Origin of the sequence: Pseudoxanthomonas sp. z9 (assembly GCF_006542425.1) — a bacterium.
In the GTDB taxonomy this organism is placed as follows: Bacteria; Pseudomonadota; Gammaproteobacteria; order Xanthomonadales; family Xanthomonadaceae; genus Pseudoxanthomonas_A.
The window spans coordinates 343,716-357,267 of sequence record NZ_VFID01000002.1 but is presented as its reverse complement, the minus strand read 5'-3'; the positions used below and the strand labels follow the sequence as shown (position 1 = coordinate 357,267).

Sequence of the window (13,552 nt, the reverse complement as noted above, 5' to 3'; positions counted from 1 at the left end):
GGCCGCCCCCCCCGCCCCCGCCGATGTGGCGGGGGTCTGCACCAATGCCAGCCGCGCCTGGACCATCATCCAGTACGACCTTCTGGGCCGTCCCACGCTCACACAGGCGCCGGACGGCAGCCAAGTGACGTCGCAGTACGCCGGCTTGGCCACGACCACGCGCGACGCGCGCAACAACCCCACCACGCAAGTGCGCAACGGCAAGGGCGAGGTGGTTTCGACGCAGGATGCCAGCGGCTTCATCACCCAGTTTGCCTATCGGGCCGACGGCAATCTGGTCAGCGTGACCCGCAATGCGGGTAACGGAACCATCACGAACAGCTTCACCTACGATGTGCTGGGCCGGAAAATCCAGCAGATCGATCCGGACAACGGCACCACCACTTTCGCCTACAACGCGCTGGGCGAGTTGATAGCCCAGACCGACAACGGCGGATACCGTACCGAGCGCGAGATTGACGCACGCGGCCGTGCCTGGCGAGTCACCGCCAAACTGGCCAACGGCACCATCGAAACGCAGTCCACTACTGAATACGACACGGCCGCCGGTGGTAGCGGACAACCCACCTGGGAATCCATCACCGGACAGTACGCGGCCTGGTCGGGGCAGGCCGGCACCGGGCTCAATTATCAACGCCATTTTGGCTACGACACGATGGGCCGCCCGACCAGCAACGGGGTCATCGTCGACGAGGGCATGTTCGGATCCGAAGTGCAGTACGACGAACTGGGACGGCCATGGAAATCGCGCGACGCCAGCGGCCTGTGGAGCAAGACCGAGTTCGGCGCCCGAGGGGCGGTGGCCACCTGCGCCAGCGATGACATGGACAGCCATCCGGCCTGCACCAGTCCCGTGGACACCTACATGCGTACGCTGGCCACCGATGCCTGGGGCAACGTGGTCCGGGACATCCGGGGCGGGCAAGCCAACCTGGAAGTGCGCCGGCAACATCATGCATTGACCGGCCGGCTGACCGAAATCTGTGCGGGCAATACCAGTTGCAACCTGGTGAAAGAAGCCTACGTATGGGATGCCGCTGGCAATCTGGCTTCGCACCAGAAGGAAGGCCGCTACCTGGAGCAGTTCACCTACGACAGCCTGAACCGGGTGACCGAAGGGCGGCTGACGATGGCCAACGGCGCCACCGTCAACCAGGTGCTGCTGGCCAATGCCTACGATGCACTCGGCAACGTGTGCAGCAAGGACGGGCAGGGCTACGCCTATCCCGGTGCCGACGGGTGCGTGGGGGCGCTGCCGATGGGGCAGGCCGCCGGCATCCCGGTCCTGGCCGCCCAGGCCATGCCAACCCCGCAACCCACGCAAGCGAGCGTGCAGCAACCCAGTGCACTCCCTTATGGGTCGGTCGCCACCGGCATGGTCAGCCAAGCCGCCGTGTCCTCCATCGCCAACAGTCCGCATGCGGTGAACCAGGTCGGGGCAGGCGCGTCCGCCACGTACTACCACTACGACGATCGCGGTAACCAGACCCTGCGCGATGCCCCGGGCACCGGTAACGATCGCACCATTCGCTACACAGCTGACAGCCGTGCGCACGAAATCCAGATGGGCAGCGGGCAAATCACGCGGTTCTGGTATGGGCCGGATGGTCAGCGCTTCAAGCGTACCGATGGCGCCACCACCACGCTCTACATCGGTGGCGTGGAAATCCTCATCCAGAACGGAGTGCAGACAAGCGCCCGCCGCTACGCGGCCGGCGTAGCTCTGCAGACCGTCGTGAACAATGTGGCGCAGAGCACGCGCTACCTGTTCCACGACCACCTCGGCAGCCTGGTGCGTATCGCCAACCCAAACGGCACCGTGGCCGAGGCACTGGACTATGCCACCTTCGGTGCACGCCGCACCTACGGCAATCCCGCCGGCACCGGCAGCGCCTCCAACTACACCCCACGCGGCTACACCGGGCATGAGTATGTGGATGGCGCGCAAGTCACCCACATGAACGGGCGCATCTACGACGAGCAACTGGCCCGCTTCCTGCAACCGGACCCGGTGGTGCAGGCACCGAGCAACGGCCAGAGCTGGAATGCCTATACCTATGTGTTCAACAACCCGCTGGCCTATACCGACCCCACCGGTCAGTTCGGCATCCTGGGTGGCCTGGCGCTGGGCTGGTTCATGCACAACAACGTGCACAAGGGGCTGATTCGTGGCGCGATGCGATCACTGGGTCCCAACGCCACGGGTTTGGCGGTGGGCGTGGGCTGCAGCTTCGCCGGACCTTGGGGCATCTTGTGCGCGGCAGGCGGCAGCTATGACGCGGCCCGGGCGTTCGGGGCCTCCTCGAAGGAAGCACGCCAGGCCGCGGTCGCGGGCGCGTTCACGGCGGCGGTGGGATATGGCCTGAACGTGAAGTACGGCGGCCAAGTGACCTATGGGCGGGTGGCCATCAGCGCCTTGGCTGGCGGCATCGCGGCCGAGATCCAGGGTGGCAAGTTCGGCAACGGCTTCGTCGCAGCGGGCCTGACCACGGCGGTGATGCCGCAAGTGGGGTACATCGACAATGATTTTGGTCGCACCGTCGTGGGTGCCATCATCGGAGGGACCATCTCGGAAGCCACAGGGGGGAAGTTTGCCAATGGTGCGATCAGCGGGGCCCTCCAGGCAGCAGTGACGAGGAATCCCGAGGAAGGGCGCAGAACGATCAGGGGAAGAAGAGACTCCACGGATGTTGTTCGTGATCCTGCTGTAGCGCGGGCAGCTGTTGCCGAGGCAGATGCGGCGCTGCACGACATTTATGGAAAGCCTTTTGAAACAATGGACGCATTGGCAATGGAACTCGATAGACGGCTTCCAACGATCGCTGACAAATACAGCACCGAGATAGGAGTTAGATTTTTCAGGGAAGGCAGTTACTTCTACGCGGGCGATGCTGTAAGCAATGGTGAGATCTGCACGCAAAGCAATATCTGCGGAGTTGCTGTCAACAGGAGTCTATTGAATGGCGAATACGGCAAAGGAATCGTCTCGGGGGACTACCACACTCACCCCAGATACAGTGGCCCAGGCTTTAGCTGGGGAGATGTAGTTTCAACATACCCTCGTACCAACTACACAAGCTATGTTTCGCACAGTGGTCACGCTCTCTATGCGCTTGATTGGTCGAATTATCCGGGCTGGTCTGCAGAACAGGTCTATCATTATCAGAAGTACAGAGTCGTTGGGGGTGGTGAATGAAAGTGAAGAAGTTACTTTGCACTCTGGCAGGCGCTTCTCTTCTTATGGGTTGCAACGAGATCCAGCGAGGGGGCGCCGCTAACGACGCATCGGGTGCTGGCAGAGCCTCTCATGCTTATCAGTGCACTGCGATGGAGGGGGATGTGTGCGTTCCTCTAACATTTAGCTTGCTATCTGACCCGAGTTTGTTCCATGGGAAGAAAATTGTCGCGTCTGGCTATGCAACTTGGGGGGAGCGAAGCTTGGTCGTATATCCGTCATTGGATATGGCGTGCTCGCAAACGATATCAAGCGGGATTGAGATAGATCACGGGGTTAGCATTCCAGTGAATCTGTCCGAAGACCTCGCAAGCAATGGGGTGGCCTCTATCATGCTTCAGGGTGTTTTCAAGTCCGATGAAAACGGGTTATCCGGCAGGTATATCGGTCACCTGGACGATGCGGTCATTGTCAACACGCAGCTTCCAAGAACCCTTCTCAAAGTTGATCCTCGCACTTTAAGGAAGAATCAATCCGGCGAAGTGGCCGATATTGCAATTGAATTGCCTAAAGCTTCATGCGGCTAGGATGCAATTCATGCAAATAGCCTTCTGGGCGTGGTTTTCATTCAGGTGATTGCTACGCACTAGGCTGGTGATCCTCGGAGCCCATACTTGTTAACGCTATTGCGCCATACACATGCAAATCGCTAGAAGATTGCTGACGAGTGTGGCGGTAGCTGCTCTCGTGCTAGTTGCCTCTTGCAAGGCCGCCGAAGAACCTTCCAGTACTGTGGAAGGAACGGTATCGTTGCGCGTAGAGGACGTTGGCAAGAGATTCCTGATTCTTCTTGCCAACAACTCATCCGAGCCCGTAACGATAAACAGGCTGCTGAGGCCAAACGGGTTCGATCCCGAGCTATCTTTCACTATTGACGGAAAACCCGCCACGTTCACGAAGATTCCTGGTCTTGGGCATGTTGCGCCTCAAGACACATCGGATCCCGCTCTGGTTCTCGGGCCTGACCATATTCACGGGAGATCGCTCCGAGATATCGACATGGCCTCGTTGTTCGGAATAGATGAAGGTCAATGCCGCATGATTAAGGTCATCTATAAGAACAAGTTGGATGTTCCTGGTATTTCAGACATTGAACTCACCTCCAACACGGTTAGATATTGCCACTAGCTCCATGACGTTACGGCTCCCAACGAGCTTCAACCGCCTCGTCTTTCGCCGGGCATCTTGGCTCTAAAGGCAGCTAATTCAGGTGAATAATGAAAGCGACGAATCTGGTTTTCATGCTGTCTTGGGTCGCTATCTTCATGGGTTGAAATCAGACTCATCGAGGAGCTGTTGTTCTTCGGCTGACGCATCCTCGATGCAGGTACTTGGGCGGCTTAAAAGATAGAATCTTTCCGATGCCAATGCGTAGTTTCTGGCTATCTTCAAGGACGTTTGTGGTCTTGGAGTTTCCGATTGCAAGGTGGCTGCATGGCTATTGAACTTGGTAAGGTACTTTTTCTTTTCGCCTTCATCGGCTTGACGTCGTGTTCAGGCAAGTCCTGGAGTGAGGACGAGTGCAAGACCGGCCAAGTTTGCACGCTTGCATCTCAACATGAGACCTACCTTGACCTCAGAGTCGTAAATATGACCAAGCGTCCCATCAGGCTGCCGGCGCTGCATGGGGTAGGCAGCGCCGAGTTGCCTGGTGTTTTCGTGATGGATTTCTCGGAGAGTGATACTTCAACTCCGCCAGGACCGAATCCGCCGCCCTTGGGGAATTGGGAAAGTCTCACCCTCTACCCCAAAGAGGGAATTTCGTTTGCGCTCTCGTGGGGCCAGTATCGAAAAATCTTCGAGCACGAGTCTGGATGTAAGAAGGTGACGGCGAACTTCATCATCAATTCTTGGGCGAGGCAGGGCATCTACCATGAATCTCCCATTACGCCTGCGAAGTTGCTTGTCTGCGTGCCTTCGTCAAAGAGAGCTTAGCTGAGGAAGGGGAGGGCGATGTCCGCCAATCATCGTCAGATGGCCAGACGACATATTGGGTCGAACGGTGGTGGTCGCCACCATCGTCGGAACAATGTCGGAGTGAAGGACCTCATGAAGCCAAGCATTTTTCTTTCGGCAGGAATGTTGGCCGCGATAAGCCTGATTGGGTGCCAGCCGCGGGGAGTTGAACCCCCCGTCGAATCGACCGCGCAGAAAGTCGACCTGCGCTGCACCGCGCATGGCGGTTTTGACGAGCGGGTATGCGCAACTTACGCTACGGCCGTGATCTCGAATCCGAGCAAGTACTTCGGACTAACGATTGCTGTGCGCGGCTTCTTGGCCGACGTGAATGGCGAAGATCTGTTGTTCTTGAACAAAGATGCTGCACTAATCAAAGACATATCATCTGCAATTCTATGTGACGACCCTAAGCATCTACTTCAGGGAGAAGTGGGCGGCTACGTCACGCTCTATGGCAAGTTTTCCAAGGCGCCAGACTCAAACTACTTGTTCGTTCCCGCAGGCAAGATGGTGGTGGAGAAAGCTCGGGATTCCTACGCTCATCGAGAGGTTGGGCCGTAGGGCTCACATTTGTGCCGCAGATGCCATCAACAACGTCAGGAATGAAGCTATTTTCGATACTTGGATGGATCGCTTTTGCTGCCTGTGGAAGTGTCAGTCATCTTGTTGAAAAACAGGGGAAAGAGGTTGTAATTGTTCATGCCAAAAGCGATACGCCATTCTCCGAGCTTACCGGCACCCGCACTATCACCCATGCACTGCAGCTTCGGTTCGGCTGCGCCTACCAATACGAAGAGGTGATTGCGGAAAGCGTCAATGCCGAAGTAGATAGTGATCCCGAGAAAATTAGCTTCATGATCGATACATCCGGAAAGGGATGCTCGCGACGCCCCTCCAGCTGGTACGTTCTTATCGGCCCAAAGGATCTTGATGAGGTGCAGCTTTACGTTGATCTGGTGGCAAGACTTATGGCGGGTGACTATAAGGATGAAACAAGTACCCCATCACTGATGGGTAGGCGGCCAGGTACCGTCGAAATCAGTCGCGACGGTGTCGAGCTGAGCTACGCTATTCCGCCTTTCTACTACCTGGTAAGTGTGGATATGGCCCAAGAGCCGCCCATGATCCTGGGCTCAAAGAAATGGCAATAGGCAAGCCTGTTTTTGTTCTTGCGAACCCTTGCTGGAATTGCCTGATGACATTAATCCGTCTAGAGATGGTCGTTCTGCTTGGCAACATGTTCCTGCTCGGGCGAAGTCTGCTCACAGGCGCCTGGGTTCTGCTTGGGATGCACCATGAAGTTCTGACAGGCCAAAGCTACGAGCATCCGCTTCGCGTGAAAGTCATGGCTACGATCCTGCTCATCCTTTGCGCCGCACTTACAGCGACACTGCTTCCGGTTTGGAAAAAGGCTGGCACTCGCTGGCTCATGGCCGCCTGTTGCCTGACGGCCCTCTCTGTTCTTGAGGTTGTTGAGTCGGTGATGATCTACACGCAGGTCGCGCACTATGGGCGCTATGAGTATGCGTACTATGTGTACGGTCCATTGTCGGCGGTCTGGGCGATCTTAAATTTCCTGATATTCCGTCGGGAAATCCAGGTCAACCGCGGTTGACCTGGGTGATGAAAGCGTGGGTGATCCGTATTGGAATTTTGGGGCCGCTGGGAAGCCTCGACTACACCGACGACATCTTCCAGCCCATCGCAAAGCTCAATGTTCAGCTTGTTCGGTAACAACAACCATGTGCCGGGGCTCGTCCGAACGTCGATAGTTGAAGATGAAAGGGTAGGTCGCTTCGAACTATCGCCAGGTCATCTACCTAACATTGAGCGCCAAAGCATTGAACACGTTCGATGGCGAAGGCTGACGTCTCATCACGTCCGCGATGGCGAACATTCGTTCCCAAGCATCAATGTGAGAATTAATTCGCCCAGTGAGTTCATCTTTAGCTCTTTGCTCAGGCGTCCCCACTTGTGCAGGAAATGAAGCGATCACAGAAATCAGTTGACGCAGTATGGGGAGTTGGCGTTCTGAGCTACCGAAGGTTAGACCGCACTCCATGAGTTCATGCATGAATGTGATCTTGTTCGGGGCAAGCTCATAAAGGCGTCACGCAGCTACTCCGCTGCCATCAATGCCGCAGATGCGGACGCCGAAAAAGGACATGGTGGAAGGGGCTTCCGCACACCATTTGACGAGCATGTCATCGGTTATTGATCAGACCATTCCCCACTTTCACCCAATGATGCCTCCTCCATGATCAGAGCGCTCAAGGCCTGTTCGCGTTGGGAGTCGTCAAGGTCAAATAGGTAATCCAAGGCCTCAATCGGGTGCCGGCGCAGAATTGGAGTGAGGAAGTTTCCAGTGGTGCTAGGCAGATATCGAGGATAAAGCGAACGAGCCCTGACTGCCTGTGAAAGCAGGAATTTTCTAAGAGACGCCGGCCGGTGTCGCCATGCCCCGGGAAGCCAACGATTTCAGGCGCATCGGGCTGGAAACAGGCACGGGCCCGCGGCCCGAAGCGCACATCACGCCACACGCGAGCGTAGCTGGCGCCTTTCCCGCGCATAGCCGCTCGGCGACCGGCCGACGTAGCGGGTGAACGCCGTACTGAACGTGCTCGCCGACGAATAGCCAACGCGCTCCGCGACTTTTTCGATCACCAGGTCCTGCCGGTCGAGGATGTCCTTGGCGATCGCCATTCGCCACGCAAGCAGGTATTCCATCGGCGGCATGCCGACCGCGCGGGTAAAGCGCTGGAAGTAGGCCGACCTCGACAGCGCCGCAGCCTTGGCCAACTGCTCCACTGTCCATGCGCGCGATGGGTCGCGATGCATCTCCCGGATCGACAGGGCGAGGCGCTCGTCCGCCAGTCCGCGCAGCAGTCCCGCTGGCGCCGTGTCGCCCGGTGTCGCCCGCAAGGCTTCGATGAGCAGGACCTCGACCAGCCGGGTCAGGATGAGGTCGCGCCCCGACCTGGTTTGCATCGCTTCCTCGCGCACGAGGCGCACCAGTACGCCGAAGCGGTCCTCGCCCCGGACGTGGATGACGGGTGGGAGCAGCGCCACCAGCAACGCGGTGTCCGGCGAATCGAAGACGAAGTAGCCGCCCAGCATGCGCACATCGGGCTCCCCCTCAGGGGAGCCATGCCGCAGTTCAGCGCCTTGCTCCGCGATGGTGGTGGGATCGAGGTGCTGCGGCTCGACGGGTTCGAACCCCGACAGGACGAATGCCGGCGTCGCCGGCAAGAACACGAAATCGCCTGCCTGCAGACGCAGCGGGTCCGTCCCATCGACCTGCAGAAGGCATGAGCCATCGGTCACCACACAAAAGCCGGGGTGCCCGAATGGTGCGTAGCGGACGCCCCATCGGCCAGCACCGGAAATGCTCTTCCCCATGACCTGGATGGGTCGGAGCAGGGCGATCAGCTCGGCGAGAGGGTCGATCATTGCAGGACTATGGCGAATGTTTTATGGACTCTACAGCATCGATAGTCCTGTGTCGCATGTCTATCGTAGTCGCACCTACCACCATGGAGTCCCCGCAATGAAGACCGTTCTGATCACTGGCAGTTCCTCCGGCTACGGGCTCGAAACCGCCCGTCACTTCCACGATCTCGGGTGGAATGTCATCGCCACGATGCGCCGGCCCAGTCCCGGCATCCTGCCCGCGTCCGACCGTATCAAGCTGGTAGCGCTGGATGTCACCCGCGCCGACAGCATCGCCCACGCTGTCGAGCAGGCCGGCCCGATCGATGTTCTCGTCAACAATGCGGGCATCGGCGTCATCGGGGCCTTCGAGGCCACGTCGATGCAAACCGTGCGCGAGGTGTTCGAGGCCAACACGTTCGGCGCGATGGCGATGGTGCAGGCCGTGATTCCGCAGATGCGCGAGCGAAGGGCGGGCACGATCGTGAACGTCACCTCGAGTGTCACCTTGGCCAGCATGCCCCTTGCTGCCGCCTACACAGCCAGCAAGACCGCCGTTGAAGGTTTCACCGGTTCGCTGGCGCACGAACTCGGCGCGTTCGGCATCCGGGTCAAGCTGGTCGAACCCGGCTACTGCCCGACGACGCGGTTCGCTGAGAACGGGGCAGAGCGCATGAACGGCCTCATCCCGGACACCTATGCGGATTATGCCCGCCCGATCTTCGACGCCTTCGCCCGCCCGCAGGCGACCACACAACCTCAAGATGTGGCCCAGGCGATCTGGCGCGCCGCGCACGACGTCTCCGACCAGCTCCATTTCCCGGCCGGCGCCGATGCCGTCGCATTGGCGGGGCCGCGATGAACCCGGCGGCGCGACGGGTCCTGTCCGTGCTTGATGGAATCGGGCTGCCCCATGCGGCTGGCGCAGTCAGATGACCTGTCAGACTTGGCTGGCCATATGACATCGATATGGCGGGACCCGTCCGAACGTCGATAGTTGAGGATGACAGGGCAGGTCGCTTCGAACTATCGCCAGGTTATCTGCCTAACATTGAACGCCAAAGCATTGAACGCGTTCGATGGCGAAGGCAGACTCGTCGCCGGAGTCCAAAAACTCCTACATTGAGCAGAGCCACCGTTGCAGTTCTCGGTGGCTCTTCCGTACCAGCACCATCGGTACTCCGACGTGGTGGAAGTCACGTCGGGAGGGCGGCTAATACAAGACCTCGCAAGAGGGAATACGCCCGCCGACTCAATGCGGTTTTTTGGCCTCCCGACATCCCCACTTGCCATCCGGCAACGGGGATCTTTCCCCACGGACCGGAGTACCGCCAATGAGTTCAGATTCCCCTACGCCCGCCATGCCGCGCACCGGCTATTTCTTTTCCGAAGCGGCCATCTACGAACTGAAACAACTGCGCAACCAACTCAACCTGATGGGCTGCCTCAGCGCCGCCTGCGGTGGCGACGAACACAACGAACCCACCATGGCCATCCACCGCTGGTACGCCAGCTTCGAGAACATGGAGCGGCAGGTCGACCGCATCATGAACCAGTCCGAATGGATATCGGTCACCCCGGCCCAGCCCGGCGACGGTCCAAAACGGAAGCTGCTGAAACGCAAACGCGCGATGCGCTGACGCGGCATACGCATGATGTCGGGGCAGGGGCGTCCTCCCCGACATGCCGTGCCGGCACGTCAGATCCGCAACGCTTCCACGACCAGCGAGAACGCCGGCGAATGCTGGCGGCGGCTGGGGTAGTAGAGGTGGTAGCCGGAGAAGGGCGGACACCAGTCCTGCAGCACGCGGACCAGCCTTCCTTCTTCGATGTGGGGCGCGAACTCTTCCTCGGGCAGGAAGGCGATGCCCAGTCCGTCCAGCGCCGCTAGCACGATATGGGGCGAGGTGTTGACGATCATCTGGCCATCGACCCGCACGTTCATCTGCCGGCCGCGACGCTCGAACTCCCAGACATATAGACCGCCGGATGTCGGGAACCGGATGTTGATGCAGTTGTGGCGGGTCAGATCCGCGGGTCCCTTGGGAACGGGATGCCTGGCGAAGTACGCGGGCGAAGCCACCGCGGCCATCCGCAGCTTGGGACTGATCGGCATGGCGATCATGTCCTTGTCGATGCTTTCTCCCAGGCGAACGCCGGCATCGAAGCGATCGGCCACGATGTCGCGCAGTCCGTAGCTGACATCGAATTCGATGCGGATGTCCGGGTAGCGGTGCATCACCGGCAGCAGCTTGGGAAGCAGGAGGGTCCGCAGGACATGGTCGCCGCTGGTGAGGCGGACCGTGCCGGCGGGTTTCTCCCGCAATTCGGTGAGCGCATCCAGTTCGGCTTCGATCTCGTCGAAGCGATTGCCGATGGCCTGGAGCAGCCGCTCGCCAGCAGGCGTGGCGGACACGCTGCGCGTGGTCCGGGTCAACAAGCGGATTTCCAGCCGTTCCTCCAGCGCCTTGATCGCCTGGCTGAGTGCCGACTGGGAAACCCCCAGCACCGCGCCGGCCCGGGTGAAGCTGCCTTCCCGGGCCACCGTGACGAAGGCCAGTAAATCATTGAGGTTGCGGCGTGCCATGGGCCAAGTCTGGCACGAATGATTGATTAGTTGAACTTATAAGGTCTAAAACAATTAATCATCTAATCAAACGTATCGCGCAAAGGCAGACTGGCCGGCATTCCCCTTCCGGAGCAGGAATTACCCATGTCTGTTCACGCCTACGGCGCATATGCCGGTGACAAGCCGCTGGAGCCCATGGAAATCACCCGGCGTGCGCCGGGTCCCCACGATGTCCAGATCGACATCGCCTACTGCGGCATCTGTCATTCCGACCTTCACCAGGTCCGGGCGGAGTGGGCGGGCACCCATTTTCCCTGTGTGCCAGGGCACGAGATCGTCGGGCAGGTCTCGGCGGTGGGGGCCCATGTCAAAGGATTCCGGATCGGTGATCGGGTGGGCGTCGGCTGCATCGTGGACAGTTGCCAGCATTGCGAGGAGTGCGACGCGGGGATGGAAAACTACTGCGATGGCATGGTCGGCACCTACAACTTCCCGACGGCGGACGCTCCCGGTTGGACGCTCGGCGGCTATTCCCGGCAGATCGTGGTGCACGAGCGGTATGTGCTGCGGGTGGGTCATCCGGAGGCGCAATTGGCGGCGGTCGCTCCGTTGCTCTGCGCCGGCATCACCACCTACTCACCCCTGAAGCACTGGGGCGCCGGTCCGGGCAAGAAGGTCGGGATTGTGGGCATCGGTGGTCTGGGCCACATGGGCATCAAGCTCGCCCACGCCATGGGGGCGCACGTGGTGGCGTTCACCACTTCCGAGTCCAAGCGCGAAGCCGCGCTGGCGCTGGGCGCCGACGAGGTGGTGGTCTCGCGCGATACGGAAGACATGGCGGCACACACCCAGAGCCTCGACCTGATCGTCAACACGGTCGCCGCACCGCACGATCTGGATGCGTTCCTGGTACTGCTCAAGCGCGATGGCGCCATGGTGCTGGTCGGTGCGCCCGCCACGCCTCATCCGTCGCCCGGCGTGTTCAGCCTCATCACCCGGCGCCGCACGCTGGCCGGATCGATGATTGGTGGCATCCCCGAAACGCAGGAGATGCTCGATTTCTGCGCCGAGCACGGCATCGTGGCCGACATCGAACTGATTCGGGCCGATGAAATCAATGCCGCTTACGAACGCATGCTCAAGGGCGAGGTCAAGTACCGCTTCGTGATCGACAACGCCACCCTCGCGTCTTGAACGCTGGAAATCCGGAGACATCACCATGAACGAAAAGAATTCAGCCACCTTGGATCTGCACGACGCCGGACGCCGCGACGTGCTGAAAATGGCTGGTGCGGCCGCGCTGGTCGGCGCGTCCTCGGCGTTCGCGCCATCCCTCGCATCCGCGGCCGGTGTGGACACCACCCAGCCGGTACAGGCATGGGACAAGGTCTTCCCGAAAAGCAGCAAGATCGACCACCGGAAGGTGACCTTCAAGAACCGCTATGGCATCACCCTGGCGGCCGATCTGTATCGACCGAAGGGCGCCAGCGGCAAGCGGGCGGCGATCGCCGTGGGCGGACCGTTTGGCGCGGTGAAGGAGCAATCGTCTGGCCTGTATGCGCAAACGATGGCCGAACGCGGTTTCGTCACCCTGGCATTCGACCCGTCCTATACCGGCGAAAGCGGCGGGGCGCCGCGCAATATCGCCTCGCCGGACATCAATACCGAAGATTTCAGTGCCGCCGTCGATTTCCTTGGCCTGCAGCCCGAGGTTGACCGTGAGCGTATCGGCGTCATCGGCATCTGCGGCTGGGGTGGCATGGCACTGAACGCCGTTGCCGCGGACAAGCGGGTCAAAGCAGTGGTGGCCAGCACCATGTACGACATGACGCGCGTCATGTCCAAGGGCTACAACGACAGCGTGACCCTGGAACAGCGTACGCAGGTGTTGGAGCAACTGGGTCGGCAGCGTTGGCAGGATGCCGAAAAGGGGGCGCCGGCCTATGGTCCGATCATGAACGAACTGAAGGGTGGGGAAGCGCAGTTCCTGGTGGATTATCACGACTACTACAGGACGCCGCGCGGCTTTCATGCCCGATCGGTCAACTCGAACGGTTCGTGGTCGCTGACGAATCCCTTGTCGTTCATGAATATGCCGATCCTGGCCTACATCCAGGAAATCTCGCCACGCCCGATCCTGATCATCCACGGCGAGAAGGCCCATTCGCGCTATTTCAGCGAAACCGCTTATGCCGCCGCGGCGGAGCCGAAGGAACTGATGATCATTCCCGGCGCCAATCACACGGACCTTTACGATCGCATGGACGTGATTCCGTTCGACAGGATGGCGGATTTCTTCGCGCAGCACCTGGTGGCGTAGCAGGTACAGCTCCCGGCGTCGCCTTGCCGCCCCTTCGGTC

12 protein-coding genes are annotated in these 13,552 nt (G+C 59.9%); 10 read left to right on the top strand and 2 right to left on the bottom strand.

What is annotated here, in order from left to right; all coding sequences use genetic code 11:
• The 6 genes from FG323_RS02560 to FG323_RS02535 form a co-directional block, all read left to right on the top strand.
• Positions 1 to 3,196, top strand: a 3,196-nt coding sequence (locus FG323_RS02560) for an RHS repeat-associated core domain-containing protein (RefSeq protein WP_141452858.1), incomplete at its 5' end; no start/stop codon positions are given.
• Positions 3,193 to 3,762 (top strand): hypothetical protein, encoded by a 570-nt coding sequence (locus tag FG323_RS02555; RefSeq protein ID WP_141452857.1) that lies wholly within the window; start codon positions 3,193 to 3,195, stop codon positions 3,760 to 3,762. The genes FG323_RS02560 and FG323_RS02555, both read left to right, overlap by 4 nt.
• A gap of 907 nt (positions 3,763 to 4,669) precedes the next feature.
• The gene (locus FG323_RS02550; protein WP_141452856.1) at positions 4,670 to 5,170 is read left to right on the top strand and encodes a hypothetical protein; all 501 of its coding nucleotides are present in this window, start codon (positions 4,670 to 4,672) and stop codon (positions 5,168 to 5,170) included.
• An 18-nt stretch (positions 5,171 to 5,188) separates the two neighbouring features.
• Positions 5,189 to 5,755 carry a hypothetical protein gene (locus FG323_RS02545; RefSeq protein WP_141452855.1) on the top strand — a complete coding sequence of 189 codons (567 nt, stop codon included), beginning with the start codon at positions 5,189 to 5,191 and terminating at the stop codon, positions 5,753 to 5,755.
• Between the two features lie 41 nt (positions 5,756 to 5,796).
• Entirely contained in the window at positions 5,797 to 6,345 is a 549-nt protein-coding gene (locus FG323_RS02540) for a hypothetical protein (protein ID WP_141452854.1), read from the top strand.
• A gap of 44 nt (positions 6,346 to 6,389) precedes the next feature.
• Positions 6,390 to 6,809: a hypothetical protein gene (locus FG323_RS02535; protein WP_141452853.1), complete on the top strand. Its 420-nt coding sequence runs from the start codon at positions 6,390 to 6,392 to the stop codon at positions 6,807 to 6,809.
• A gap of 914 nt (positions 6,810 to 7,723) precedes the next feature.
• On the opposite strand, the gene FG323_RS02530 is transcribed toward FG323_RS02535, so the two are convergent.
• A complete protein-coding gene (locus tag FG323_RS02530; RefSeq protein WP_141452852.1) occupies positions 7,724 to 8,644 on the bottom strand; it encodes an AraC family transcriptional regulator in 921 nt (306 codons plus the stop codon).
• 97 nt (positions 8,645 to 8,741) lie between these two features.
• Between FG323_RS02530 and FG323_RS02525 the strand changes: the two genes are divergently transcribed.
• Complete coding sequence (locus FG323_RS02525; protein WP_141452851.1) at positions 8,742 to 9,485, top strand: SDR family oxidoreductase; 744 nt, start codon at positions 8,742 to 8,744, stop codon at positions 9,483 to 9,485.
• A gap of 472 nt (positions 9,486 to 9,957) precedes the next feature.
• A complete protein-coding gene (locus FG323_RS02520; RefSeq protein WP_141452850.1) occupies positions 9,958 to 10,263 on the top strand; it encodes a hypothetical protein in 306 nt (101 codons plus the stop codon).
• Positions 10,264 to 10,322: 59 nt separating this feature from the next.
• On the opposite strand, the gene FG323_RS02515 is transcribed toward FG323_RS02520, so the two are convergent.
• Positions 10,323 to 11,210 (bottom strand): LysR family transcriptional regulator, encoded by an 888-nt coding sequence (locus FG323_RS02515; RefSeq protein ID WP_141452849.1) that lies wholly within the window; start codon positions 11,208 to 11,210, stop codon positions 10,323 to 10,325.
• Positions 11,211 to 11,336: 126 nt separating this feature from the next.
• On the opposite strand from FG323_RS02515, the gene FG323_RS02510 reads away from it, so the two are divergent.
• Positions 11,337 to 12,386, top strand: a complete 1,050-nt coding sequence (locus tag FG323_RS02510) for an NAD(P)-dependent alcohol dehydrogenase (protein WP_141452848.1) — start codon at positions 11,337 to 11,339, stop codon at positions 12,384 to 12,386.
• Positions 12,387 to 12,411: 25 nt separating this feature from the next.
• The gene (locus tag FG323_RS02505; RefSeq protein ID WP_141452847.1) at positions 12,412 to 13,512 is read left to right on the top strand and encodes an alpha/beta hydrolase; all 1,101 of its coding nucleotides are present in this window, start codon (positions 12,412 to 12,414) and stop codon (positions 13,510 to 13,512) included.
• The last annotated feature ends 40 nt before the right edge of the window (positions 13,513 to 13,552 follow it).